We start from the raw sequence: 25,149 nt of genomic DNA, 5'->3' as shown, positions 1-25,149 counted from the left end.
GCGGCGTCAGGCGGCCGCGCGTTTCCTCTGCTCTATGACCTCCCACATGCGCTCGGTCGCATCGATCCCGGCGAAGTTCAGCAGCTGCTGAGCGCCGGTGGGCGAGGTCACGTTGATCTCCGTCAGATAGTCGCCGATCACGTCGATGCCGACGAAGATCAGCCCGCGTTCCTTCAGATAGGGGCCGATGGCGGCGCAGATCTCCCGGTCGCGCGGCGTCAGCTCGACCGGCGCCGCCGTGCCGCCGACGCGCAGGTTGGAGCGCACCTGGTCCTTGGCCGGAATGCGGTTGATGGCGCCGACCGGCTCGCCGTCGATCAGGATGACGCGCTTGTCGCCCGCCGAGACGGCGGGAATGAATTTCTGGATCACCAGAGGATCGCGCGACCCGGCGGCGTGGATCTCGATCAGGGCCTCCAGGTTCGGATCATCCGCCTTCAGCCGCACCACTCCCGACCCGGCCGCGCCGTGCAGGGGCTTGAGCACCACATCGCCGTGACGGCGGTGGAAGTCCACCAGAGCCTCTGGGTCGGACGACACCAGGGTCGGCGGCTGCAGGCCGGGGAAGAGGGTGGCGATCAGCTTCTCGGGCGCCGAGCGCACCTCGGCCGGATCATTGACCACCAGGGTCTTGGGATGCACCCGCTCCAGCAGATAGGTGGCGGTGACATAGGCCATGTCGAACGGCGGATCCTGGCGCATCAGGATGACGTCCACGTCCTCGGCCAAGTCCAGCCGCTGCTCGGGGCCGAAGTCGGCGTGGTTTCCCTGCTCGCGCCGCACCGTCACCGGACGGGCGCGGCAGAACAGGCGGCCGTCCTCCAGCGCCAGGGTGCGGAAGTCATAGACCCACAGCTTGTGGCCGCGCGCCTGCCCGGTCAGGGCCATCAGGAAGGTGGTGTCCGACTCGACGTTGACCGCCTCGAGCGGGTCCATCTGGATGGCGACCTTGAGCATGGGGTGTCCTTCTTTGTGGCGCTATCGCTCGCGCCGCGGGCGCTCGCTGCTTGAGCTGGTTTTTAGTCGCTATCGCGCGCGACGCGGGCGCGCACTGCTTGAGCTGGTTTTAGTGGCGCTAACGCTCGCCCTGGGGGCGCGCGCTGCTTGAGCGCCGAAGCGCCGTCAGTGCCTACTTGAGGCGCGAGGCTGCGCGCCGCAAGGCCGCGCTTCAGTTCAACCGCATCCGCACCCGGTCCAGACGGGCGTCGCAGGCGGCGATCGGCTCGCCCAGGGTGCGGGCGCGCGACAGGGCCTGCATGGCCCCGGTCAGGGCGCCCTGCTTCTCGCGGGCGGCGGCCACGTCCAGCCAGGGGCGGTGATCCTCGGGGTCCAGCAGGGCGCGACGCAGGGCCGAGCGTTCGGCGCCTTCATAGTCGCGGGCCTGAAGCGCGCGGGTGAACAGGATGTTCTGCAGACGGATCAAGGCCTGACGCTCGCTGACCGGCGCCATCAGCAGGTCCAGACGGTCGGCCACATGCGGGGTCAGGCCCGCCAGCAGGGCGCGGCGCGTCAGCTCCGACGGCAGGACCAGCCGCCCCTGGCTGAACGGGTCCAGCGCCACCGGCCCCTCGGGCGTCTCGACCCGCAGCAGGACGTGACCGGGAAAATCGACCGGCGCCGCCGTCAGCCCGGCCCGGCGCGCCGCGTCCAGATAGAAGATGACCAGCACCGCCGACAGACCTCGCCGCCGCTCGGCCACGTCGATCACGTCCGTATTGGCCGGATGGTCGTAGTTCAGCAGGTCGCCGTTCAGCCGCAGGTCGCCCGCCAGGGCCTCGGTCAGGGCGTCGTCGGGACTTTCGTTGGCGGCCCGTTCCTTGAGCCGCTGGGCGGCGTGATCGGCCAGAATGCGCACGCAGTCGGCGTCGCGGAACGGATAGTCGTGGATGGCGCAGGCGATGGCGCAATCCAGCAGGGGGAAGGCCTCGTCCGCCCCCTGTCCCGCCTGGGCCAGCACCGCCTCTGCTTCCTCGCGCGTCAACGCCGGTCCGCTCCCGTGGAGATCACGCCGCGAAGATGGCGCGGAAAGCGTCCGGGGGCCAGCGCCACCATGTCGATTCTCAGCTCCAGCCCCGACAGGGCCGGTCGCCCGCGCGCCGCCGCCTCGGCCGCGCGGATCAGGCGCTGGTGCTGGTCCGGCCCCAGGGCCAGGGTCGCGGCCTCCAGCGTCGCGCGGCGCTTGACCTCGACGGCGGCCAGGACGCGCCCGCGCCGGGCCAGGATGTCGATCTCTCCGCCCCGGCCCTTCAGGCGGAAGGCCAGAACCTGATAGCCCTTGAGCATCAGCCACAGGGCGGCGATCCACTCGGCGTCGTGCCCCTGACGGTGCGACCGCCCGCCCAGGCTGCGGCGCCAGCCCGGCTTGGACGTCTTCGGCGGCGGATGCGGTCGCAGGGCCTGGCTCACCGCCCCTTCAACTCCAGCGCGCGCTTGTAGAGCGACTTGCGCGGCAGGCTCAGCGCCTTGGACACCTCGGCGGCCGCCTCGCCGGGCGGCAGGCGGGTCAGGGCCTCGGCCAGGGCGGCGTCGGCGTCGGCGGCGCTGGCCGTCTCGGCCTCGCCGGGGCCGACCACCACCACGATCTCGCCCTTGGGCGCGTCCAAACGCGGATCGACGGCCAGATCGGCCAGGTCGCCGCGCACGCATTCTTCATAGAGCTTGGTCAGTTCGCGGGCGACGGCGGCCGGGCGGGCGCCCAGCACCTCGGCCATGTCGGCCAGGCTGTCGCGCAGGCGCGGCCCGCTCTCGAAGAAGACCAGGGTCTGACGGCCGGGCCGCAGCTCTTCCAGCGCCGTGCGGCGCGCCGCCGACTTGGGCGGCAGGAAGCCCGCGAACAGCACCCGGTCGGCGGGCAGGCCGGCGATGCACAGGGCGGCCAGCAGGCTGGACGGACCCGGCACGGGGTGAACCGGCAGACCTTCAGCCACGGCCGCCCGCGCCACCACATAGCCGGGGTCGGACACCAGCGGCGTGCCGGCGTCCGACACCAGGGCCACCACCTCACCCGCCTTCAACCGCTCGACGGCGATCTCGGCGGCGCGGTTCGAGGCGTGGTCGTCGCAACGCTCCAGCCTGGCCTTCAGCCCATAAGCGGTCAGCAGCTTGGCCGTCACCCGCGTGTCCTCGGCCAGCACCAGATCGGCCGCCGCCAGCACGTCCAACGCCCTCAGCGTCATATCGCGCAGATTGCCGATCGGCGTCGCCACCAGATAGAGGCCCGGCGAAACGGGGCGCGCGGGCGGGGCGGTCGGCGGAAAAAGCGGGGCGTCGGACATCGGCCGGACCCTGCCAGTCCGGCGCGCCGCGGTCTAGGTCAACAGGGCCTTGAGCACCGCGTCCAGTAAGGGACGGCCGGTCGCAGTAGCGGCGATGCGGCCGTCTTTCTGGCTCAGAAAGCCGTCGGCCAGCAGATCGGCCAACCGACCCTCGTCCGCCGACAGCCCCAGCCGCTGCAGCAGGGCCAAAGGTACGCCCTCGACGGTGCGCAGGCCCAGCAGCACGCGCTCCTCGTCGGCGTCCTGCGGCTCCAGAACCTCGCGCTCGGCCCAGGGCGATCCGGCGGCGACGCCCGCCACATAGTCGCCGATGCGGCGCGCAGCCACGGTGGCGACCCGCCCCTCGGCCAGGGTCAGCCGCCCATGCGCCCCCGGCCCCAGGCCCAGATAGTCCCCGCCGCGCCAGACATGCAGGTTGTGGCTGGAGCGCGCCGCCACGTCGCGGGCGTGGTTGGACACCTCATAGGCCTCGAACCCCGCCGCCTCGAGCGTCGCCTGCGTGGCTTCATAGAGGGCGGCGGCCAGATCCTCGTCCGGCGGCGACCAGGCGCCGCGCGCCACGGCCCGGCCGAAGGCCGTCGTCCCCTCGATGGTCAGCTGATAGGGCGAGACGTGCTCGAACCCCAGATCGAGCGCCGTGGTCAGCTCGGCCGTCCAGTCGGCGACGCCCTGGCCCGGCCGGGCGTAGATCAGGTCAATCGACAGCCGCGGAAAGGCCTGCGCGGCCAGGGCGATGGCGCGACGCGCCTCGGCGGCCGAATGATCGCGGCCCAGGAACTTCAACGCCGCGTCGTCAAACGACTGCACCCCCATCGACAGGCGGTTGATCCCGGCCCGGGCCAGGGCGGCGTAGCGCCCGGCCTCCGCGTCGGTGGGATTGGCCTCCAGACTGATCTCAATATCGCCAGAAGGAGGGAACAGCGCCCTGGCCCGCGCCGTCACCGCCGCCACAGCGTCGGGCGGCATCAAGGACGGCGTGCCCCCGCCGAAGAAGATCGAGGCCAGGGCGCGCGGCCCGACCAGGGCGGCCTGCGCCTCCAGGTCGTTCAGGATGGCCTGCGCCAGCTCCGCCTGCTCCTGCGTCCGCCCCCGGTCGCGCACCACGTTGAAGTCGCAATAGGGACAGATGCGCGCGCAGTAGGGCCAGTGGACATAGAGGGCGATGGAGTCGCCGCCCTCGCGGAGGGCGGCTGCTTGAGGGACAGATTGATGCTCGCCTCGATCGCCGCCTTGGCGCAGGGCCGCGGCTTGTGGGGCGGTCCTCTCAGTCAATCAGCGCCGCCTTGAGGCGGGCGAAGGCGCGGGCGCGGTGGCTGAGAGCGTCCTTCTCGACCGGGTCCATCTCGCCGAAGGTCAGGGCGGAGCCTTCCGGCCGGAAGATCGGATCATAGCCGAAGCCCCGGTCGCCGCGCGGCGGGAAGACCAATTCGCCGTCAATCCGCCCCTCGACCACTACGCAAGGGCCGTCGGGCCAGGCCACGGCCAGGGCCGAGGTGAACCATGCGCGGCGGTCGGTCGAGGCGATCTCCTCCAGCCGCTGCTCGACCTTCTTCATGGCCAGATCAAAATCCTTGGTCGGCCCGGCCCAGCGCGCGGAATAGATGCCCGGCGCCCCGTCCAGGGCTGCGACCGACAGGCCGGAATCGTCGGCCAGGGCGACCTCGCCCGAGGCCTGGGCCGCGTGGCGCGCTTTCAGCATGGCGTTGCCGACGAAAGTGGTCTCCGTCTCGTCCGGTTCAGGCAGATTCAGCTCTCCGGCGGTGACGATCGTGTAATGTCCGTCAAGCAGCGCTTCGATCTCGCGCGCCTTGCCCGGATTGTGGGTGGCGGCGACGAGCCGCATCCCCTTGATCAACTTGAGATTCATGGCGCGACCTTAGCCCCGTCCGATCCATTGCGAAATGGTAACATCGTTAAACGATATGTAAGTTGGCTTTGGTCGGCGCACGACCTATCTTCATTTTCAAGGACGGACGGCCGCACCGTTCAAACGAGAGAAACATCTCGCAACAATGATCCAGCGGCACAGCAGATACGCACAAAAAACGTGCATCGATGGAGAGACCTATATGCAAGCCATGCACAAAACCAATCTGATGGACCGTCTGGCGCACAGCCTGGGCAACGCCTTCCTGCTGGCCTCCCTGCCGGCCGCCGCGATCGCCCTGATCATCCAAAGCTTCTGACCGCTCCAGCGAGCGAGGGGGCTTTGACGATCGCCATGAACGCCGTGAAGAATAGAGCCGTGCGCGGGTCGGCCGGACCCGCCGCGGCGACGGCGCCCCTGTCCCCGGCCTGAGACGCCCGATGACGCGCTTGCGGAAACCGAAACCTCTCGGCCATCAGACCCCGCTGCGCGCGCCTCACTTCCGCACCCCGTTGCGCACCCTGGGCCCCGGCTCGGTCTCCAGCCTGCTGAAGATCGCCCTGGACGTGGCCTATGTGGTGATGATCCTCGTCACCGGCCTGCTTCTGCTCTTGTGGGTCGCCTCGATCTTCATTCCGATCGACAACCTGAATGTCACCGTCTCGGACGGCGCGGACGGCCGCGAAATGCCGCTGACCCGTCCGCTGCTGCTGTTCGGCCTGGGCGCGCTGACCGCCTATTTCGGCGGATTCCTGATGATCCTGCGCCATCTGCGCAAGATTTTCCGCACCCTGACCCTGGGCGATCCGTTCCAACCGGACAACGTCCGTCGCCTGCGCCAGATCGGCCTGATCCTGGCCGTCGTCACCGGCGGCGTCTGGATCGTACAGGGGCTGGTCGCCGCGCGTCTGGCGCCCGGGGTGATGGAGCCGCAAGGGATCAGCGACCTGCTCACCCCCGTCTTTTCCGTCCTAGTCGTCTTCGTCCTGGCCGAGGTGTTCCGCGAGGGCGCGCGCCTTCGTCGCGAATCCGAACTGACGATCTGATCGAGAAACGCTAAAGCTCACCCCATGGCCATCCGCGTCCAACTCGACCGTATCCTCGCCCAGCGCCGCATGTCGCTGACGGAACTCGCCGACCGCGTCGGCGTGACCGTCGCCAACCTGTCCATCCTCAAGACGGGCAAGGCGCGCGCCGTGCGTTTCTCCACCCTGGACGCCCTGTGTCGCGAGTTGGACTGCCAGCCCGGCGACCTGCTGGCCCATAAGCCCGGTCCGCCGGACCCCTTCGACGACGAGGGCTGAGCGTGGCCCGCCCCCCTTCGGGCAAGGGACCGCCGAAAGCCGCCTCCGCGACCGGCGACGACGACAAGCGCATCTGGAACCGGGTGACGTCCACGGTGACGCCGCCCGTCCGCCGCAAGGCCGCGCGCGTGACGCCCGGCGCCGTTATTCCTGCGCTTGGAGATGAAGCCGCGCCTCTCATCGCGCCGCCGCCGCGCGGCGTCGCGGGCAAGAAGCGCGCGACCGCCCTGACGACCGCCTCGGCCGGACGGGCGGCGACGCCTCCGCCCCCGAAGGCCGCTGCGCCACGGCCTCGTTCCGCGCCGGAAGAGCTGGAGCCGCGCCGCCAGCGCCGCCTGTCGCGCGAGCGCGATCCGATCGAGGCGCGCATCGACCTGCACGGCTTCGGCCGCTTCGAGGCCGAGGATCAGTTGCGCGGCTTCCTGATCGGCTGCCAGATGCGCGGCCTGCGCTCGGTGCTGGTTATCACAGGCCAGGGCAGGCGTGGCGGCGGGGTCATCCGCGCCTCGGTGCACGAATGGCTGACCAGTCCGCACCTGCGCGGAGTGGTGTCGGGCTTCGCCTCCGCTCACCAGCGCCACGGCGGCGACGGGGCGCTCTATGTGACGCTGAAACCGCGCTAGCCCTGCGCGTTCCTGACCGCCGCCGCGCCCGCGATCGGCGCGATCACCAGGGCGAACAGGACATAGGCGCCCAGCAGGGCCAGCGCCGAGGCCGGGCTCTGACCGCTGGCCGCGCGGGTCAAGGCGCCCGCGCCGAACACCACCGGCGGAATGAACAGCGGCAGCACCACCACGGCGATCAGCAGGCCGCCGCGCCGGGCGCCCAGCGCCAGCGCCGCGCCCAGCGCCCCGGTGAAGGCGAACCCCAGACCGCCCAGCGCCGCCGAGGCGCCGGTCAGCGCGATCAGCTCCGGCGGCTGGCCCAGGGCCAGGGCCGCGACGGGCGCGGCCAGCGCCAGCGGCAGGCCGGTCGCCAGCCATTGCGCCAGCGCCTTGATCCCCACCACAGCCTCCAGCGGCAAGGGGCCGGTCGCCAACAGATCCAGCGCCCCATCCTCCAGATCGCGCTCGAACATCCGCTCCAGCGACAGCAGGGAGGCCAGGGCCAGCGCCATCCACGACGCGCCTGACGCCGCCGGGGCCAGAACGCGCGGATCGCCGCCCGCCGCCAGCGGCAGGATGGCCGTCAGGCACAACAGAAAGCCGCATGCCAGCAAGGGCCCGCCGCCGCCGCCCCAGGCCAGCGACAGCTCGCGCGCGAACAGGGCGCGCACGGCCTTCATCGGACGCCTCCGAGATCAAGAGGGCGGGCCGGAACGGGCAGGGGGTCGTGCACGGCGGCCAGGATCATCCCCCCGCCCGCCAGATGTTCCGCCATCAGTTCGGCGGCGACGCCGCGCCATACCTCGTCCAGCGGCGCCAGCGGTTCGTCCAACAGCCACAGGGCGCGCGGGGCGGCGACCAGACGAGCCAGCGACAGCCGCCGCCTCTGCCCCGCCGACAGCTTGCGCGTTTCGAGGTCCAGCAGGGGCGCCAGCTTCAGCCGCTCGACGGCCGCGTCCATGGCGACGGCCGAACCGCCCAGCCATTCGACCTGAAAGCCCAGCTCCTGCCGCGCCGTGCGCTGGGGCTTCAGGCCCTCGTGGTGGCCCAGTACGTGAAGCGCCGCGCGCCGCGCCGTCTCGGCCTCGATCTCGCCGTCCGCATCGTGAAAAACGACCGCGCCCGCATCGGGCCGGATGAAGCCCGCCACGGCGCGCAGCAGGCTGGTCTTGCCCGCGCCGTTGGCCCCGGTCAGCGCCGCCGCCTCGCCCGCCGACAGGGCGAAGGACAGGCCGCCGAACAACCGCCGCTCGCCGCGCGACAGGCTCAGACCTGCGATCTCCAGGCGGGTCAGCACTTGCGAGTCTCTCTCAATGTCCACGTCAAGGGTGTGGATACATGGACGGCCCACGCGCGCGGGACTATATGCGCAAGCGCCGCAGCAGGCTTTCGCCGCGCGCGCCGGGGACCTGTGCGCCCCGACGTCCAGCGCGCGAAGGCGCAACCGAATTGTCGGGCGGCGTTTGTCAGAGGACTACTCTCCATGCCGTCGATTGACAGCCTCAAGACCCGCCAAGACCTCGCGGTCGGGCGCAAGAAATACGCCTATTACAGCCTTCCCGCCGCCGAGGAAGCCGGTCTGGCCGGGATTTCCCGCCTGCCGCGCTCGATGAAGGTGCTGCTGGAGAACCTGCTGCGCAACGAAGACGGCGTCTCCGTCACCGAGGACGACCTGAAGGCCGTCGCCGCCTGGATCGAGAACAAGGGCGCCGTCGAGCACGAGATCGCCTTCCGCCCGGCCCGCGTGCTGATGCAGGACTTCACCGGCGTTCCGGCCGTCGTCGACCTGGCCGCCATGCGCGACGCCATGGACAAGCTCGGCGCCGACGCCAAGAAGATCAACCCGCTGGTCCCGGTCGACCTGGTCATCGACCACTCGGTCATGGTCGACCACTTCGGCAACGCCCAGGCCTTCGGCCAGAACGTCGAGCGTGAGTATGAGCGCAACATCGAGCGCTACAACTTCCTGCGCTGGGGCTCGTCGGCCTTCAACAACTTCCGCGTCGTGCCCCCCGGCACCGGCATCTGCCACCAGGTGAACCTGGAGAACCTGGCCCAGACCGTCTGGACCGCCGACGAAGGCAAGAAGACCGTCGCCTATCCGGACACCGTGGTCGGCACCGACAGCCACACCACCATGATCAACGGCCTGGCCGTCCTGGGCTGGGGCGTCGGCGGCATCGAGGCCGAGGCCGCCATGCTGGGCCAGCCGATCCCGATGCTGATCCCCGAAGTCATCGGCTTCAAGCTGACCGGCAAGCTGCCGGAAGGCGCGACGGCCACCGACCTGGTGCTGACCGTCACCCAGATGCTGCGCAAGAAGGGCGTGGTCGGCAAGTTCGTGGAATTCTTCGGTCCCGCCATCGCCGGCATGACCATCGAGGACCAGGCCACCATCGCCAACATGGCCCCGGAATACGGCGCCACCTGCGGCTTCTTCCCCGTCTCGCAGGCCACCATCGACTATCTGACGGCCACCGGCCGCGAGAAGGCGCGCGTCGCCCTGGTCGAAGCCTACGCCAAGGCGCAAGGCCTGTGGATCGACGAAGAGTCCGAAGACCCGATCTTCACCGACGTTCTGGAGCTGGACATCTCGACGGTCGTGCCGTCGCTGGCCGGTCCGAAGCGTCCGCAGGACCGCGTTGAACTGACCGTCGCCGCCCCGTCGTTCGAAGAAGCCCTGACCGGCGTCTTCGCCCGTCCGGCCGACGCCCCGCGCGCCGCCGTCGAAGGCGAAGGCTTCGACATCGGCGACGGCGATGTGGTGATCGCCGCCATCACCTCCTGCACCAACACCTCCAACCCCAGCGTGCTCATCGCCGCCGGTCTGGTGGCGCGCAAGGCCAACGCCCTGGGCCTGAAGCCCAAGCCCTGGGTCAAGACCTCGCTGGCCCCCGGCTCGCAGGTCGTCACCGACTATCTGACCGACGCCGGTCTGCAGAAGGATCTGGACGCCCTGGGCTTCAACCTGGTCGGCTACGGCTGCACCACCTGCATCGGCAACTCGGGTCCGCTGGACCCGGCCGTGTCCAAGGCCATCAACGACAACGCCCTGGTCGCCACCTCGGTCCTGTCGGGCAACCGCAACTTCGAGGGCCGGGTGAACCCGGACGTCCAGGCCAACTACCTGGCCTCGCCGCCGCTGGTGGTCGCCTACGCCCTGGCCGGTTCGATGCGCATCGACATCACCAAGGAGCCGATCGGCAAGGACAAGAAGGGCAATGACGTCTTCCTGAAGGACGTGTGGCCGACCTCGCAAGAGATCGCCGCCATCCAGAAGAAGTCGGTCACGCCCAAGATGTTCGCCAAGCGCTACGCCGACGTCTTCAAGGGCGACGAGCACTGGCAGGCGATCGCCGTCACCGGCGGTCAGACCTATGAGTGGGAAGACACCTCGACCTACGTCCAGAACCCGCCCTACTTCGAGGGTCTGACCATGGAGCCCGCTCCGGTCACGGACATCGTCGAGGCGCGCATCCTGGGCATCTTCGGCGACTCGATCACCACCGACCACATCAGCCCGGCCGGTTCGATCAAGAAGGCCTCGCCCGCCGGTCAGTACCTGACCAACCACGGCGTCGAGGCCCTGGACTTCAACAGCTACGGCGCCCGCCGCGGCAACCACGAAGTCATGATGCGCGGCACCTTCGCCAACATCCGCATTCGCAACAAGATCACCCCGGACATCGAAGGCGGCGTCACCAAGCACTTCCCCTCGGAAGACACGATGTCGATCTACGATGCGGCCATGCGTTACCAGTCGGAAGGCCGCCCGCTGGTCGTCTTCGCCGGCAAGGAATACGGCACCGGTTCGTCGCGCGACTGGGCGGCCAAGGGCACCCGCCTGCTGGGCGTCCGCGCCGTCATCGCCGAGAGCTATGAGCGCATCCACCGCTCGAACCTGGTCGGCATGGGCGTCGTCCCGCTGCAGTTCAAGGAAGACGGCTGGCAGAAGCTGGGCCTGACGGGCGAAGAGATCGTCACGATCCGCGGCCTGACCGACGCCAACGTCGGCAAGCTGAAGCCCCGCCAGGATCTGTGGGTCGAGATGTTCCGTCCGTCGGACGGCAAGATGGCCCGTTTCCCGGTCCGCTGCCGCATCGATAACCAGACGGAGCTGGACTACTTCAAGGCTGGCGGCGTTATGCCCTACGTCCTGCGCAACCTGGCACGCGGCGACGAGAAGTAAGCGGTCTCAAGCAGCGCGAAAGCGCGTTAGACCAACCAGAATGAAGGCTGGCGGAGCGATCCGCCGGCCTTTTTTCTTGGAGCCCGACCGTCACTCATCCCTTGTCCTTCCGTCGCTTGACGCCCATATTATCGTCATATGACGAAAGCCGCCGCCATGACCGCCCTCGACCTCTACGCCTCGCCCGAGACCTTGCCTGCCAGCGACGCGGCGCGGATCGGCAAGCTGCTGGGCCTGAACGACAATGAGACGATGGACGACGTAGCCCTGGCCGAGCGGGTGTCGCAGGGGCTGAAACCCGCCGCCGCCGCCGCCCTGGGCCAGGTGATCGGCATGCCCCGCGTGGTCGGCCAGATCATTCCCGAGGCGACGCTGCGGCGCGCCCGCACCAGCCGCAAGCCTTTGTCGCGCGAGATGAGCGAGCGCCTGTACGAGGTCGGCCGCGTGGTCGACGCCGTGGGCCGCGCCTATCGCGGCGACAGCGCCGCCGTCGTCCGCTTCCTGAACCGCTCGCACCAGCTGCTGAACGGTCGCACCCCCCTGGCCATGGCCCAGTCCAGTTCGGCGGGGGCCGAGGCGGTGATCAATCTGGTGCGCCGCGCCGACGCCGGCTTCGCGGTCTAGGCCCGTCCATGCACCGTCGGCTGGACGACGCGCTCAAGGGATTCCGCATCGGCGATCCACGCGGCGAATATCCCATCTGGAGCGACGGCGGTTCGCGCCGGGCTTCCGGCCGCTGGCAAGAGGCGGGCCAGCGGGTGATCTACGCCGCCGAGCACTATTCCACCGCCATGCTGGAGAAGCTGGTCCACTTCGGCGGCGAACTGCCGCTGGGCCAGCATCATGTGGAGATCCACATCCCGGCGGGCGTCTCCTATGAAGTGGTCAACCCGGACCTGGTCCCCGGCTGGGCCGAGCCGGGCGGGGCGGCCGCCCGCGCCTTCGGACGGGCCTGGCATGCGGAAGGCCGCTCGGCCCTGCTGATCACGCCCTCGGTCGTGGCGCGGATGGAGCGCAACTTCGTCTTCAACACCACGCATCCCGACTTCGCACGCATCAAGCCGGGGTTGGAGACGCCGGTCTGGTGGGACAGCCGCCTGTTCGGCTGACGCGGCTCAGTCCAGCTTCAGCGCCTCGGCCAGCAGGCGCGCCTCAGCGGCGCGGCTGGATCCGGCCCGCCAGGCGACGACGATCTCGCGGTGCGGGGCGTTCTCGGCGATGGGGCGCATGACCACGCCGGGATGATCGGCCAGGCCCGCCTTCACCGCCATATTGGGCAAGAAGCTGACCCCCAGGCCGGACGAGACCATCTGCACCAGCGTCGGCAGGGTGGTCGCTGCGAAGACGTCCTCGCCGCGCGGCGCCTCGATCTTCACCGCCGCCAGGGCCTGGTCGCGCAGACAGTGGCCGTCCTCCAGCAGGATCAGATCCTCGGACTTCAGCAGGCCTTCAGGGATGGGTCCGGCGCCGTCCAGGGCGTGACCGGCGGGCACCGCGGCCAGGATTTCATCGTCGCCGATACGGGCGTGGTCGATGCCTGGCGCGTCGTAGGGAAGGGCGATGACGGCGGCGTCCAGCTGTCCCGCCTTCAGGGCGCTGATCAGTCGCGGCGTCAGATCCTCACGCAGGAACAGGCGCAGGCCCGGGTAGCGGTCGCGCAGCCCCGGCATGGTCCTGGGCAGCAGGAAGGGGGCGACCGTCGGGATGACGCCCAGGCGGAACCGGCCCGACAGGGGCTTGCCCGCGTTGCGGGCCGCCTCGACCAGATCCTCGGTGCGGGCCAGGACGTCCTCGGCCCGCTTGACCGCCTCGGCGCCCACGGCGGTCAGGATCACCGCTCCGCGCGTGCGCTCGACGACGGGCGCCCCCAGTATCTTCTCCAGCTCCTGAACGCCGGCCGACAGGGCCGGCTGGCTGACGTGAGCGGCTTCGGCGGCGCGGCTGAAGGAGCCGTGCTCGGCCAGGAGTTTGAGATACTGAAGCTGGCGCAGGGTGGGGAGCATGCGAGCGACATAGGGGCTCGCGGCCCAGAGAGCAAAATCCATGATGCAGCTCCGAACGCTTGCGGGCGCCGCCGATCGACGGCGCCCGCGTGGAGTTCGGCCTCGCAGCCCTTTTAGGCGGCCAGGTCGTAGCGGTCGGCGTTCATCACCTGGACCCAGGCCGACACGAAGTCGCGGACGAACTTCTCGCCCGCATCGGCCGAGGCATAGACCTCTGACAAAGCGCGCAGCTGGGCGTTGGAGCCGAACACCAGGTCGGTGCGCGTCGCCGTCCACAACTCTTCGCCGCTGGCGCGGTCATTGCCGGTGAAGACCTCGTCAGCGCTGTCGTCCACCTGTTTCCAGGCCGTGCCCATGTCCAGCAGATTGACGAAGAAGTCGTTGGACAGGACGCCCGGACGATTGGTCAGCACGCCGTGGGTCGAGCCGCCGTGATTGGCGCCCATGACCCGCAAACCGCCGACCAGCACCGCCATCTGCGGGGCGCTGAGGCCCAGCAGCTGGGCGCGGTCGACCATCAGTTCCTCGGTCGGCACGTTGAACCGCACCTGCAGATAGTTGCGGAAGCCGTCGGCGCGCGGCTCCAGCACCGCGAAGCCTTCGACGTCGGTCTCCTCCTGCGAGGCGTCGGTGCGGCCGGGGACGAAGGGAACCTCCGTCGCATAACCGCCCGCGCGGGCCGCCGTCTCGACCCCGACGCCGCCGCCCAGGACGATCAGATCGGCGATCGACACCGTCTTGCCGCCCGAGGCCTGGCCGTCGAACTCAGCCTTGATCGCCTCATAGGCCTTCAGCACGCGGGCCAGTTGTTCCGGCTGATTGACGTCCCAGTCCTTCTGCGGAGCCAGGCGAATGCGGCCGCCGTTGGCGCCGCCGCGATGATCCGAACCGCGATGGGTCGAGGCCGAGGCCCAGGCCGTCTGCACCAGCTCCGCCACCGTCAGACCCGAGGCGGCGATCTTGGCCTTCAACACCTTGATGTCGGCGGTGTCGATCACCGGTCCCTGCTGCGCCGGAATCGGATCCTGCCAGATCAGGTCTTCGGCCGGCACGTCGGCGCCCAGGTACCGAGCCTTCGGCCCCATGTCGCGGTGGCACAGCTTGAACCAGGCCCGCGCGAACGTATCGCCGAAATAGGCCGGGTCGGCGCGGAACCGCTCCATGATCTTGCGGTACTCGGGGTCGATCTTGAACGCCATGTCGGCGGTCGTCATCATGGTCGGCACGCGCTTGCTCGGCGTATGGGCGGCCGGGGCCAGGGTCTCGGGCGGATTGCCGATCGGCTGCCACTGCTTGGCGCCCGCCGGGCTGCGGACCAGCTCATAGTCGTGGTCCAGCAGCATGTCGAAGAAGGTCATGTCCCAGGTGATCGGCGTCGGCGTCCAGGCCCCCTCGATGCCCGAGGTGATGGCGTGGTCGCCCACGCCGCTCTCATGGCCCGAGATCCAGCCCAGGCCCTGCTGGGCGATGTCCGCGCCCTCGGGACTGGCGCCGACCTTGCCGGCGTCGCCGGCGCCGTGCGCCTTGCCGAAGGTGTGGCCCCCGGCGGTCAGAGCGGCCGTCTCCTCGTCGTTCATGCCCATGCGGGCGAAGGTCTCGCGGATGTCGCGGGCCGAGGCCAGGGCTTCGGGCACGCCGCCGGGGCCTTCGGGGTTGACGTAGATGAGGCCCATCTGGATGGCGGCCAGCGGTTCTTCCAGCGCCATGCCCTTGTCGGGCTGGATGCGGGTTTCATTGCCCTCTTCGCCGACCCACTGCTCCTCGGTGCCCCAGTAGACATCCTTCTCGGGCTCCCAGACGTCGGCGCGGCCGCCGCCGAAGCCGAACACCGGCCCGCCCATCGATTCAATGGCGACATTGCCGGCCAGGATCATCAGATCGGCCCACGACAGCTTGGCGCCGTACTTCTGCTTGATCGGCCACAGCAGGCGGCGCGCCTTGTCCAGATTGCCGTTGTCCGGCCAGGAGTTCAGCGGCGCGAACCGCTGCTGGCCGGCGCCCGCGCCGCCACGCCCGTCGCCGGTGCGATAGGTGCCGGCCGAGTGCCAGGCCATGCGGATGAAGAAGGGGCCGTAATGGCCGTAGTCCGCCGGCCACCAGGGCTGGCTGTCGGTCATCAGGGCGGTCAGGTCGCGCTTGACCGCCGCCAGATCCAGCGACTTGAACGCCTCGGCGTAGTTGAAGTCGTCGCCCATCGGATCGCCGTTGATCCCCTGCTGATGCAGGATGTCGAGCGACATCTGATTGGGCCACCAGTCGCGATTGGTGCGTCCCAGCAGCGAACGCACCGCGTCTTTCTTCATCGGGCGGCCCTTGGGGGCCCCGTCGGTGTTGCCGTCCATGATCGTTCCTCCTCAGGTTCGAAGCCTCGAGGCTATGACCCCTCAGGCGGAAAGGAAAATCGATTAACTTGTTCGCGATCACAGAAGAAACTTATAGCGAAGCCTGGATTCGCTTTGCAGGCCTCGCTTATCAAGCACGACCGGTTTGATAGATTAAATCTATCGTCATGCGTCAAATCATCGATTTGACTTCAAGCCGGGAAAAGCCGATCCCCTGTCCATCGACGGCGTCCTCCCCAATCGACGCCGCCGAAATCTTTTATCATCGGATGGAGAAGCGCGATGCTCGGCGTCGGTAAAAAACTGCCTGAATTCAAGATCATCGGTGTAAAGCCGGGCTTCAACGCTCACGAAGAGAACGGCGTCTCGGCGTTTGAAGCCGTCACGCAGGACAGCTTCGAGGGCAAGTGGAAGGTCATCTTCTTCTACCCGAAGGACTTCACCTTCGTCTGCCCGACCGAAATCGCCGCCTTCGCCAAGCTGGGCAAGGACTTCGCCGACCGCGACACCGTGGTTCTGGGCGGTTCGACCGACAATGAGTTCACCAAGCTGGCCTGGCGTCGTGACCACGCCGACCTGAACAAGCTGCCGATCTGGCAGTTCGCCGACAACGGCGGCAAGCTGGCCCGCGCCCTGGGCGTGCTGGACGAAGAAGAAGGCGTGGCCCTGCGCGCGACCTTCGTCGTCGACCCGCACAACGTCATCCAGCACGTCTATGTCACCAACCTGAACGTCGGCCGTTCGCCGGAAGACACCCTGCGCGTGGTCGACGCCCTGCAGACCGACGAACTGTGCGCCTGCAACCGTCCGGTCGGCGGCGACACCCTGGCCGCGTAAGTACTGGCCCAAGGGTCGCAACGACCAGGCCCGGACCGCGTGAGTAGGGTCCGGGCCGCCCCTCGAAAGAGGCGGCGGCGGGCGACTGTCGCCGCCTTTTTCATGCCTGCTTCGTTATTCTTGGGCGCTATGCTCGGCTCGCGGAGCCTTGCGGCTTGAGCGCCCATCCAAGCCGTGCGGCTCAAGCCGTGCGCGACCGCGTCGCGAACGATAGCCGCTTCCTGAAAGGAACACGAAAATGTCCATCGACGCCCTGCGCGACCTGATCCCGGCCTATGGCAAGGACATCTCGCTGAACCTGTCCTCGCTCGCCAACGAGACCGTGCTGAACGATCAGCAGAAATGGGGCAGCTTCCTGGCCTCGGCGCACGCCATCGGCGTCGGCCCCGTGGTCAAGCTGATAGAGGCCCAGGCCGCGACCGTCCTGTCGCCCGAGGCGATGAACGCCGCCAAGGCCGCCGCCGCCATCATGGGCATGAACAACATCTACTATCGCTCGCTGCACCTGATGAAGAACCAGGAGTACACGACGCTGCCGGCCAAGCTGCGGATGAACATCATCGCCAATCCGGGCGTCGACAAGCTGGACTTCGAACTGTGGTCGACCGCCGTCTCGGCCATCAACGGCTGCGGCGCCTGCCTGGACGCCCACGAAGGCGAACTGCGCAAGCACGCCGTGCCGAACGTCCAGATCCAGGCCGCCCTGCGCATCGGCGCCGTGGTCCACGCCGCCAGCCGCATCATCGCCTCGGAGACGGCGCTGACCGCCTGATCCCAAGCGGGCTCCAAGACAGGAAAAGGCGCGAATCGCTCCGCGCCTTTTTCTTTGTCCGCCGGCTCGCGACGCCCTCAGCCGTCGTTGTCGACGCCGTCTTCGACCAACTCGCGCATCAGATCGACCACCAGCTTCTGTTGACGCGACGACAGGCGCGGCGCCAGGCGGCCGATCTCGATGGTCTGACGGGTGGCGGGGAAGTCATGCACGAAGGGCTCGGCCTCGCCCTCGGCCATACCCGGCTGGGCCGCGCCGGTCAGCCCATCGAAGAAATAGCCGATGTCCACGCGAAAGAAGCGGGCGATGTCCCACAGCTTGGACGCCGAGATCCGGTTGGCGCCCTTTTCGTATTTCTGCACCTGCTGGAAGGTGACCCCCAGCGCCTGGCCCAGATCGGTCTGGTTGTAGCCCAGGGCGATGCGCTTCTCGCAGACGCGCCGCCCCACATGCCGATCCACCAGATGGGGACCATCAGTCCCGGAACCCCTGACCATGTCCTGCCCTCTTCCCTGATTTTCTTTTCGACATGCCGCCGCCCTCGGCTTCTGTCATGCGTTTTCGCGTCACAGGGGCGCCGCCCCTCTCGATAGGGTTAACGCTCCAGCCGCTCATTTCCGGCGCGGCGACGTCCCGTGATCAGCATTATAATCAGCAAGACGGCGAACCCCATATCGCCCCACCGGCCGTAGAGCGTCGGCGCCGCCGCCTGCGGCAGACGCACGTCGATGATGCCGGCCTGGCCGGGGTCCAGCCGCTTGCCTTCGACGATGCGGCCCCACGGATCGATCATGGCCGAAACGCCGGTCGGCGTGGCCCGCGCCACCGGCAGGCCGGTCTCCAGCGCGCGATAGGAGGCCAGGTTCAGATGCTGGCGCGGGCCCGACGTCTTGCCGAACCAGGCGTCGTTGGAGACGTTGACGATCCACGCCGGGCGCGTCGCCCGCGTCGCCGGCGTGAAGCCCGGATAGAGGGCCTCGTAGCAGATCAGCGGCTGCACCGGCGGCGCGTTGACCAGGCTGATCGGCGCGGGCGTCGGTCCGGCGGTGAAATCGGCGGGAACGTGAACCAGGCTACGCACGCCGATCTTGCTCATCAGTTCGCCCATCGGCAGGTATTCGCCGAACGGCACCAGCCGGTGCTTGTCATAGATGGGGCCGATGCGCAGCCCCGCCTCGCCGCCTTCGTCGTGCAGGGCGAACAGGCTGTTGTAATAGCGGGCGCCGGTCTCGGCGCTTGGGTCCGACTCGCCCCGGCTCAAGCCCGCCAACAGGGTCTGGCCGGTCTGCAGCGCAGCGGCCACCGCATAGGCGTCGTTGGTGGCGAACAGGTCATTGGCCGTGGTCGGCAGGGCGCCCTCGGGCCAGATCACCACGTCAGGCAGGGCGGCGGCGGGCTGGGCGGTCAACTCCAGATAACGGCCCAGGATGGCGTGATAGGCCTCCGGGCTCCATTTATAGTCCTGGGCGATGTCGGCCTGGACCAGGCGCACCAGGGTCGGCGTCTCCACCAGCTGCGCCGATGACAGGCGCACGGCGCCGAAAACGAACAGGCCGATCAGGGTCGACACGCCCAGCCCCGCCGAGATCAGGCGCGGTCGACGCGGCCCGGCGTCGGCCAGAGGCGCCAAGGCGCTGACCGCCGCCACCGTGATCAGGCCCAGCCCATAGACCCCGCCGATCGAGGCGAACTGCGACATGGCCGATCCGGCCGCCCAGCTCGCGCCCGCCGGGTTCCACGGAAAGCCCGTCAGCACATGGCCTCGCGTCCATTCCAGCAGGGCGAACAGGGCCGCGAACAGCAGGACGCGCCACACGCCTGCCGGACTGAGCCGGCGATAGGCCATGGTCGCCAGCCCCCAGAACAGCCCCATGCCCGCCGGCAGCAGGCTGGCCGCGAAGGGCGCCATCCAAGCCTGGGCCGGATTGACCAGAAAGGCCTCGGCCACCCACCAGCAGCCGATGAAGAAATAGGCGAAGCCCGCCAGCCAGCCGACCCAGAAGCCGCCCTTCATGCCGCCTGAACGATCCGCCAGCAGCAGCAACAGCGGATAGCCCAGCAGGCCCGGCAGAAAACCGAACGGCGGATGGGCCAGAGCGGCGCCCGCCCCGGCCAGAAGCGCCAGAGCGATCCGGCCCCAGCGGTTGTTCAGAAGGCCCGCGAACCGGGCGGCGATCGCCTCGATCACGCGGCGCCCTCATGCTCGATCGCCCCATTTTCGGCGGCATAGGGATCAGCGACGCCCAGTTCGGCTAGGATCTCGCGCTCCTCGGCCTCCATCTCCTCGGCCTCGGCGTCGTCCTCGTGATCGCGGCCCAGCAGGTGCAGCACGCCGTGGACGACCAGATGGCTCAGATGATCCGACAGGGTTTTGCCCTGCACCTGCGCCTCCGCCGCGCAATAGGCGTAGCCCAGCACCACGTCGCCCAAATGCGGAAAGGCGCTTTCCGCCGCCGGGAAGGACAGGACGTTCGTCGGCCGGTCCTTGTCGCGGAAACGCTTGTTCAGATCCTGCACCGCCGCGTCATCGGCCAGCAGCACCACCACATCGCCCTCGATGGTTCCAAGGACGGCCACGGCCGCGCGCTCGGCGACCGCCGCCGCCTCGGGCAGGGCCTCAGTCCAGCCCTCGCTGTCGATCTCGACCTCGATCATCAGGCGTCGTCCTCAAGGTCGGGGAAGGGGCGGCTGCGCGCCGCATCGGAATCATAGGCGCGCACGATGCGCTCGACCATGGCGTGGCGCACCACGTCCTCGGACTTGAACTGCTGGACGCCGACGCCCTCCACGTCCTTGAGGATGCGCAGGGCGTGAGCCAGGCCGGAATCGCGCGGGTTCAGCAGGTCGACCTGAGACGGATCGCCCGTCACCACCATGCGCGCGCCCTCGCCCAGACGGGTCAGCACCATCTTCATCTGCATCCGCGAGGTGTTCTGCGCCTCATCGACGATGATGAAGGCGTGGCTCAGGGTGCGGCCGCGCATGAAGGCGATGGGGGCGGCCTCGATCTCGCCCTTCTCGCGGCGGCGGCGCACGTCGTCCACGCCCAGGATGTCGTTCAGCGACTCCCAGATCGGCGCCAGATAGGGGTCGACCTTCTCGTTCAGATCTCCCGGCAGGAAGCCCAGCTTCTCGCCCGCCTCGACCGCCGGGCGGGTGATGACCAGCCGGTCCACCTGCCCCCGCTTCAGCAGGGAGGCGCCGTAGGCCGCCGCCAGGAAGGTCTTGCCCGTGCCCGCCGGGCCGACGCCGAAGGTCAGTTCGCAGCGGCCCAGCATCTCCAGATAGCGCGCCTGAGACGCCGTCTTGGGGGCGATGGCGCCGCGACGGCCGACCGGCAGGGCGGCGCCCTCCGGCACGCTCCGTCCCCCGCTGCGGCCCGCCGGCTCGGCGCGCGGCTGGGTCACGGCGGCGCCCAGGGCGGTGCGCACGTCGGCCTCGGTGATCTCGGCGCCCGCCTCGGCCCGGTTGGACAGGGCCTCGATCACCCGGCGCGCCTGGGCCCGATCCCGCGTCGAGCCGTTGATCGACACCCCGCCGCCCGGCGTCTCGACCAGCACCTTGAAGGCGTCCTCGATCAGGGCCAGGTGACGGCTCTGCGGCCCGATGACGGCGCGCAGGGCCTCATCGCTGAGGGACAGGAACTCGGACTCTCGCGCCATGAGGTCTCCTTAAGAGTCCCTGTCGCCTCGCACGCGATGCGAGGCTGCCTGAGGGACGTTGTTGCGTGTTCCTATCCCGCACACGGCGCGTGGCGGAAAAGGCGTCAGTTCGTCTGGATCAGGCGGCCGGACAGGCTGTTCTGCTGGCCGCTGATGATCTCGACCGGAACGATCCGGCCGATCAGTTGATCCGCGTCGTCGACGTGGACCGATTGCAGATAGGGGGAGCGGCCGATGGCCTGGGCGCCGTGGCGGCCCTTCTTCTCGAACAGCACCGGTAGGGCGCGCCCGGCCAGTGACTGGTTGAAGGCGACCTGTTGCTCGGTCAGCAAGCCTTGCAGGGCGTGCAGACGCTCCTTAGCCACCGCGTCCGGAACCTGGGCCGCCATGGTCGCGGCGGGCGTGCCGGGACGCGGCGAATACATGAAGGAGAAGGCGCTGGCGTAGTTCACCCGCCGCACCAGATCCATCGTGTCCTCGAAATCGCGGTCCGTCTCGCCGGGGAAGCCGACGATGAAGTCGCCCGCCATCGCCATGTCGGGCCGCGCCTCGCGGATGCGGTCGATCAGATCGAAATACTTCTGACGCCCATGCTTGCGGTTCATCAGGCGCAGGATGCGGTCCGAGCCCGCCTGAACCGGCAGGTGCAGATAGGGCATCAGGGCGTCCAGTTCGCCGTGCGCCGCGATCAGGTCGTCCGACATGTCGTTCGGGTGGCTGGTCGTATAGCGGATGCGGTCGATGCCGGGGATGGCCGCCAGGGCGTAGGCCAGCTTCGCCAGGGTGAACGGCTTTCCGTCCGGCCCTTCGCCATCATAGGCGTTGACGTTCTGGCCCAGCAGGGTGACTTCGCGCACGCCCCGGTCGGCCAGGGACCGGGCCTCGGCCAGCACCGCCGCGACCGGGCGCGACCATTCGGCGCCGCGCGTATAGGGCACGACGCAGAAGGTGCAGAACTTGTCGCAGCCCTCCTGCACCGTCAGGAAGGCCGTCACCCCGTCCGTGCCGCGCGCGGCGGGCAAGGCGTCGAACTTCTCATTCGGCGCAAAGTCAGCGCCGATGCGCTCGCCGCGCGCCCGCGCCGTGCGGGTCAGCAGCTCCGGCAGCTGGTGATAGGCCTGCGGCCCGACCACCAGATCGACCGCCGGCTGGCGCTTCATGATCTCCTCGCCCTCGGCCTGGGCGACGCAGCCGGCCACGGCGATGGTCATGGCACCCTGTCCCGCCGCCACGCGACGATCCCGCATTTCCCGCAGCTTGCCGAGCTCGGAATAGACTTTTTCCGCCGCCTTCTCGCGAATGTGGCAGGTGTTCAGGATGACGAAGTCGGCGTCTTCCGGCGTTTCGGTCGAGGCATAGCCCAACGGGCGCAGCACATCGGCCATGCGCTCCGAGTCATAGACGTTCATCTGACAACCATAGGTCTTGATGAACAGGCGCTTGGGCGCGGCGCTCGCCTCAGATGCGCCAGCGTCCGCCAGGGCGGGAGTGTCGAGCGTATCAGTCATGCACGGCTTATGATCGCCGAAATCGACGACGGCAAGCGCGGGCGCGGCCCGGGACGAACGGCGACCGAAGTCAGCCTTCGTCCTCGGCGCGATGACGCTTGTAGATCAGGCCTTCGCGCTCGCTCGGCTCGACGCCGGGGATGGCGTGACCGTACAGCTCCAGCTTGTGGCCGACCAGTTCGAAGCCCAGGCGCTTGGCGATCTCGGTCTTCAGCCGTTCGATCTCGGCGTCGAAGAATTCGATGACCTCGCCCGTCTTGGTGTCGATCAGGTGATCGTGGTGGTCGTCGCCGGCCTCTTCATAGCGGCTGCGGCCGTCGCCGAAGTCGTGCTTCTCGACCACGCCCGCCTCTTCGAACAGGCGCACGGTGCGATAGACGGTGGCGATGGAGATATGCGGATCGATCGCCGAGGCCCGGCGATACAGTTCCTCCACATCGGGATGGTCTTCGGCGTTCGACAGGACGCGGGCGATCACCCGACGTTGCTCAGTCATGCGCATGCCGCGTTCGGCGCAGAGTTTTTCGATCCGGTCCATGGCGGCGAAGATAGGCTGTACCGTCGCCTTATGGAAGCTATCGAGGAAAGTTCAGGACAAGCGTCAACGCATCCTCTCCGCTTCCGTCCGCATGCGAATAATAGCCGCGACGGCGCCCCATCTCGACGAAGCCGCTTCGGGCGTAGAGGGCGCGGGCGGCGACGTTACCCTCGGCCACCTCCAGGAACATCCGCTCGGCTCCCAGGGCGACGGCCCGCACCACCGCCGCCTCGACCAGGCGAACGCCCAGACCCGCGCGACGCGCCGAGGGCCGCACCGCCAGGGTCAGGATCTCGGCTTCGTCGACCACGACGCGGATCAGGATGAAGCCGTCCTCCTCGGCCACGGCGAACACGCCCGGCGCGGCCAGCAGTTCGGTCAGGGCCGCTTCATCCCACGACGCCGCAAAGGCCTCGGCGTGGATCGCCGCCAGACGCCCAGGATCGACCGCCGGAAAGAGCGGCGCGCTCACGCGGCGGGCTGACGCGGCTGGCCCGGCAAGCGACTGGGCGGCGTAGCGTCGGGCGCGCGCAGATAGAGGGGAACAGGCGGCGACGTCGCCGGATCGGCGGCCAGTGTCAGGGCGGCCAGCGCCTCTGGCGCGGGCGCCGCCAGAAGCGACAGCCGCGCGGCGGTGAAATCCTCAGGGAAGGCCTCGGACAGAACCGCCGCTCCCGATCCGACCAGGACCGGCGTCCCCGCCCCCGCCTCGGCCAGGATGCGGTCGCGCGCCGTCTCCAAAGGCCATGCTTCGGCTTCGCCCAACGGCGCGCCGCCGCGGAACAGCCGCGCATAGACCTGACCCCGGCGGGCGTCGATCACGGCGGCGACCAGCCCTTCGGCCTCGACCGAGGCGGCCAGGGCGTCCAGCGTCGAGACCCCGATCACCGGCCGATCCAGCGCCGCCCCCAGGCCCAGGGCGAAGGCCAGACCCACGCGCAGGCCGGTGAACGAGCCCGGCCCCACCGTCACCCCGATGCGGTCCACGCCGTCGAAGCCCCCCGCCTCATCCGCCGCGTCGCGGGCCAGACCGCCCAGTCGCTCCTGATGGCCCTTGGTCATCTGTTCGCTGCGCAGTCCCAGAACGTGCAAACCCGCGCCCGCGTCGACTCCGCCGTCCGCGAACACCCCGGCGACGCAAGCGCCCAGCGCCGTATCGATGACCATGACCTTCATGGCCTGTCCCTAGCGCGTCGTTCAGGCCGCCGCCAGCGGCGCCGGTTCGGCCAGAGCCTGAACCACCCGCGTCAGGGCGCGACGCACCTCGGGGTCGGCGATACGGGGGAAGGCGTCGGCCAGACCCCGCCCCTCGACACTGCCCAGCAGGGCCGCCGCCGGATTCTCCGTCTCGACCGCATCCGGCCGGACGGGAAAGAAGTCGGCCACCGAACAGCCCAAGGCCGTCGCCACCTGATGCAGACGCGACGCCGAGACCCGGTTGGCGCCCGCCTCATACTTCTGAACCTGCTGGAAGCTGACGCCCAGCTCGCGCGCCAGCGCCGACTGCGACAGGCCCAGGGCGGACCGTCGGGCGGCGATCCTCAAGCCGACGGCCTGGTCGATCTGTTGAACGCTGCGCGACATGACGACACCTCCGATTGCAATCACAACGTTTCACAACCCGCCGCAAAACGCAACTATTTCGTTTCATTCCTCATCAAGACGCGCCGTTACAGCCGACACCGCACGCACGGCTGCGCGCGCCATGCGCTCGATTCCGTCCAGCCCGCCCGCGCCGCGCACGATGATCTCGTCCTCGTCGGCGCGCTCATAGATTCGCACCCGCACATGGCCGTCTTCGGTCTCGATCACGCATCCCTGGTCCCGTCGCGGCCAGCGCCCGGGCGCGTACTCCAGCACCGTCCCCGCCGCCGCCCAGGGCGCCAGTTCATCGGTCTCCAGCCGCAGGCGCCGCCGGTCGGCGACCGGGCCGTCGAACGCCCGCCCCCGCGCCTCAAGGCCGCGCACGTCCCGCGTCGGTATCGGCGTCGCCGGCGCGCCCAGCATAGCCAGCGCCAGATCCTCGGGCGTCAGGTCCAGCGCCCCGGTCAGGCGTCGCTGCACGTCGGGCCGAAACAGGCCGGGACGCTTGCCGGCTTCATAAAGACCCCAGCCCTGGCTGGTCATGCCGATCTTCTGGCCGGCCTCGGCCTGGCTCAAGCCGCGTTCGCGGCGCAAGGCGGTCAGGGCCTCGCCCAGAAGGCGGGCCTCATTTTCGGTCTGATCGTCTGATGCGCGCATGGCGTC

Annotated in this window: 28 protein-coding genes; 8 read left to right on the top strand and 20 right to left on the bottom strand. The window is 69.1% G+C overall.

Translation table 11 applies throughout. The annotated features are described in order from the left end of the window. Nucleotides 1-6 precede the first annotated feature (6 nt). The 6 genes from gshB to rdgB form a co-directional block, all read right to left on the bottom strand. Entirely contained in the window at nt 7-957 is a 951-nt protein-coding gene (gshB, locus tag ABC419_RS01725) for a glutathione synthase (protein ID WP_412876515.1), read from the bottom strand. Between the two features lie 211 nt (nt 958-1,168). Continuing rightward, complete coding sequence (locus tag ABC419_RS01720) at nt 1,169-1,981, bottom strand: SirB1 family protein (protein ID WP_046652650.1); 813 nt, start codon at nt 1,979-1,981, stop codon at nt 1,169-1,171. Beyond that, a complete protein-coding gene (locus ABC419_RS01715; protein WP_412876516.1) occupies nt 1,978-2,406 on the bottom strand; it encodes a YraN family protein in 429 nt (142 codons plus the stop codon). Before ABC419_RS01715 ends, ABC419_RS01720 begins: the two co-directional genes overlap by 4 nt. Beyond that, entirely contained in the window at nt 2,403-3,275 is an 873-nt protein-coding gene (rsmI, locus tag ABC419_RS01710; protein WP_412876517.1) for a 16S rRNA (cytidine(1402)-2'-O)-methyltransferase, read from the bottom strand. Before rsmI ends, ABC419_RS01715 begins: the two co-directional genes overlap by 4 nt. Before the next feature lie 33 nt (nt 3,276-3,308). Further along, nucleotides 3,309-4,439, bottom strand: a complete 1,131-nt coding sequence (gene hemW / locus ABC419_RS01705) for a radical SAM family heme chaperone HemW (RefSeq protein ID WP_412877982.1) — start codon at nt 4,437-4,439, stop codon at nt 3,309-3,311. 100 nt (nt 4,440-4,539) lie between these two features. Beyond that, nucleotides 4,540-5,142: an RdgB/HAM1 family non-canonical purine NTP pyrophosphatase gene (gene rdgB / locus ABC419_RS01700; protein WP_368923130.1), complete on the bottom strand. Its 603-nt coding sequence runs from the start codon at nt 5,140-5,142 to the stop codon at nt 4,540-4,542. Between the two features lie 440 nt (nt 5,143-5,582). On the opposite strand from rdgB, the gene ABC419_RS01695 reads away from it, so the two are divergent. The 3 genes from ABC419_RS01695 to ABC419_RS01685 are packed head-to-tail and all read left to right on the top strand — an operon-like array spanning nt 5,583 to nt 7,069. Further along, nucleotides 5,583-6,188, top strand: coding sequence for a DUF2975 domain-containing protein (locus ABC419_RS01695; protein ID WP_243637619.1), 606 nt, complete (start codon nt 5,583-5,585; stop codon nt 6,186-6,188). 24 nt (nt 6,189-6,212) lie between these two features. Beyond that, on the top strand, nt 6,213-6,446 hold the full coding sequence (locus ABC419_RS01690; protein ID WP_412876518.1) for a helix-turn-helix domain-containing protein: 234 nt from the start codon (nt 6,213-6,215) through the stop codon (nt 6,444-6,446). Nucleotides 6,447-6,448: 2 nt separating this feature from the next. Beyond that, nucleotides 6,449-7,069: a Smr/MutS family protein gene (locus tag ABC419_RS01685; RefSeq protein ID WP_125900737.1), complete on the top strand. Its 621-nt coding sequence runs from the start codon at nt 6,449-6,451 to the stop codon at nt 7,067-7,069. Here ABC419_RS01685 and ccmB read toward each other — a convergent pair. Together ccmB and ccmA are read right to left on the bottom strand one after the other, a co-directional pair. Continuing rightward, nucleotides 7,066-7,731, bottom strand: a complete 666-nt coding sequence (gene ccmB, locus ABC419_RS01680; RefSeq protein WP_412876519.1) for a heme exporter protein CcmB — start codon at nt 7,729-7,731, stop codon at nt 7,066-7,068. The two genes, ABC419_RS01685 and ccmB, sit on opposite strands and share 4 nt — an antisense overlap. Beyond that, nucleotides 7,728-8,348 carry a heme ABC exporter ATP-binding protein CcmA gene (gene ccmA, locus ABC419_RS01675; RefSeq protein WP_412876520.1) on the bottom strand — a complete coding sequence of 207 codons (621 nt, stop codon included), beginning with the start codon at nt 8,346-8,348 and terminating at the stop codon, nt 7,728-7,730. The genes ccmB and ccmA overlap by 4 nt, the downstream gene beginning before the upstream one ends. Nucleotides 8,349-8,534: 186 nt before the next feature. On the opposite strand from ccmA, the gene acnA reads away from it, so the two are divergent. The 3 genes from acnA to ABC419_RS01660 all read left to right on the top strand — a co-directional run bounded on the left by acnA (nt 8,535) and on the right by ABC419_RS01660 (nt 12,349). After that, nucleotides 8,535-11,240, top strand: coding sequence for an aconitate hydratase AcnA (gene acnA / locus ABC419_RS01670; protein ID WP_412876521.1), 2,706 nt, complete (start codon nt 8,535-8,537; stop codon nt 11,238-11,240). Between the two features lie 138 nt (nt 11,241-11,378). Continuing rightward, entirely contained in the window at nt 11,379-11,864 is a 486-nt protein-coding gene (locus ABC419_RS01665) for an antitoxin Xre/MbcA/ParS toxin-binding domain-containing protein (protein WP_412878762.1), read from the top strand. 8 nt (nt 11,865-11,872) lie between these two features. After that, nucleotides 11,873-12,349, top strand: a complete 477-nt coding sequence (locus ABC419_RS01660; RefSeq protein WP_412876523.1) for an RES family NAD+ phosphorylase — start codon at nt 11,873-11,875, stop codon at nt 12,347-12,349. Nucleotides 12,350-12,355: 6 nt separating this feature from the next. Here the strand turns inward: ABC419_RS01660 and ABC419_RS01655 are convergent, their stop codons facing one another. Both ABC419_RS01655 and katG read right to left on the bottom strand, forming a co-directional pair. Further along, the gene (locus tag ABC419_RS01655) at nt 12,356-13,243 is read right to left on the bottom strand and encodes a hydrogen peroxide-inducible genes activator (protein ID WP_125900742.1); all 888 of its coding nucleotides are present in this window, start codon (nt 13,241-13,243) and stop codon (nt 12,356-12,358) included. Between the two features lie 113 nt (nt 13,244-13,356). After that, a complete protein-coding gene (gene katG, locus ABC419_RS01650; RefSeq protein WP_412876524.1) occupies nt 13,357-15,585 on the bottom strand; it encodes a catalase/peroxidase HPI in 2,229 nt (742 codons plus the stop codon). Between the two features lie 282 nt (nt 15,586-15,867). Here katG and ABC419_RS01645 point away from each other — a divergent pair, with 282 nt between their 5' ends. Both ABC419_RS01645 and ahpD read left to right on the top strand, forming a co-directional pair. Beyond that, a complete protein-coding gene (locus tag ABC419_RS01645) occupies nt 15,868-16,422 on the top strand; it encodes a peroxiredoxin (RefSeq protein WP_200167278.1) in 555 nt (184 codons plus the stop codon). Nucleotides 16,423-16,660: 238 nt separating this feature from the next. After that, nucleotides 16,661-17,194 carry an alkylhydroperoxidase, AhpD family gene (ahpD, locus tag ABC419_RS01640; protein ID WP_292059207.1) on the top strand — a complete coding sequence of 178 codons (534 nt, stop codon included), beginning with the start codon at nt 16,661-16,663 and terminating at the stop codon, nt 17,192-17,194. A gap of 77 nt (nt 17,195-17,271) precedes the next feature. On the opposite strand, the gene ABC419_RS01635 is transcribed toward ahpD, so the two are convergent. From ABC419_RS01635 to ABC419_RS01590, 10 genes are all read right to left on the bottom strand, one after another. Then, nucleotides 17,272-17,691 (bottom strand): helix-turn-helix domain-containing protein, encoded by a 420-nt coding sequence (locus tag ABC419_RS01635; protein ID WP_412876525.1) that lies wholly within the window; start codon nt 17,689-17,691, stop codon nt 17,272-17,274. Nucleotides 17,692-17,789: 98 nt separating this feature from the next. Continuing rightward, nucleotides 17,790-19,382, bottom strand: coding sequence for an apolipoprotein N-acyltransferase (lnt, locus tag ABC419_RS01630; RefSeq protein WP_412876526.1), 1,593 nt, complete (start codon nt 19,380-19,382; stop codon nt 17,790-17,792). Next, nucleotides 19,379-19,849 carry an rRNA maturation RNase YbeY gene (gene ybeY, locus ABC419_RS01625; RefSeq protein ID WP_412876527.1) on the bottom strand — a complete coding sequence of 157 codons (471 nt, stop codon included), beginning with the start codon at nt 19,847-19,849 and terminating at the stop codon, nt 19,379-19,381. The genes lnt and ybeY overlap by 4 nt, the downstream gene beginning before the upstream one ends. Beyond that, a complete protein-coding gene (locus tag ABC419_RS01620) occupies nt 19,849-20,856 on the bottom strand; it encodes a PhoH family protein (RefSeq protein ID WP_088491473.1) in 1,008 nt (335 codons plus the stop codon). The genes ybeY and ABC419_RS01620 overlap by 1 nt, the downstream gene beginning before the upstream one ends. Nucleotides 20,857-20,960: 104 nt before the next feature. Continuing rightward, nucleotides 20,961-22,364, bottom strand: a complete 1,404-nt coding sequence (gene miaB / locus ABC419_RS01615) for a tRNA (N6-isopentenyl adenosine(37)-C2)-methylthiotransferase MiaB (protein ID WP_412876528.1) — start codon at nt 22,362-22,364, stop codon at nt 20,961-20,963. A gap of 70 nt (nt 22,365-22,434) precedes the next feature. Next, a complete protein-coding gene (locus ABC419_RS01610) occupies nt 22,435-22,902 on the bottom strand; it encodes a Fur family transcriptional regulator (RefSeq protein WP_125900750.1) in 468 nt (155 codons plus the stop codon). A gap of 37 nt (nt 22,903-22,939) precedes the next feature. Next, nucleotides 22,940-23,374: a ribosomal protein S18-alanine N-acetyltransferase gene (gene rimI / locus ABC419_RS01605; RefSeq protein ID WP_412876529.1), complete on the bottom strand. Its 435-nt coding sequence runs from the start codon at nt 23,372-23,374 to the stop codon at nt 22,940-22,942. Beyond that, on the bottom strand, nt 23,371-24,078 hold the full coding sequence (tsaB, locus tag ABC419_RS01600) for a tRNA (adenosine(37)-N6)-threonylcarbamoyltransferase complex dimerization subunit type 1 TsaB (RefSeq protein ID WP_200167269.1): 708 nt from the start codon (nt 24,076-24,078) through the stop codon (nt 23,371-23,373). Before tsaB ends, rimI begins: the two co-directional genes overlap by 4 nt. Nucleotides 24,079-24,099: 21 nt before the next feature. Continuing rightward, the gene (locus ABC419_RS01595; protein ID WP_125900753.1) at nt 24,100-24,486 is read right to left on the bottom strand and encodes a type II toxin-antitoxin system RelB family anti-toxin; all 387 of its coding nucleotides are present in this window, start codon (nt 24,484-24,486) and stop codon (nt 24,100-24,102) included. A 63-nt stretch (nt 24,487-24,549) separates the two neighbouring features. After that, entirely contained in the window at nt 24,550-25,143 is a 594-nt protein-coding gene (locus ABC419_RS01590) for a helix-turn-helix domain-containing protein (protein ID WP_412876530.1), read from the bottom strand. Between the last annotated feature and the right edge of the window lie 6 nt (nt 25,144-25,149).

It is taken from the genome of Brevundimonas phoenicis (assembly GCF_047237745.1).
Taxonomy (GTDB): domain Bacteria; phylum Pseudomonadota; class Alphaproteobacteria; order Caulobacterales; family Caulobacteraceae; genus Brevundimonas.
This window is presented reverse-complemented; position numbering and strand designations above follow the sequence as displayed.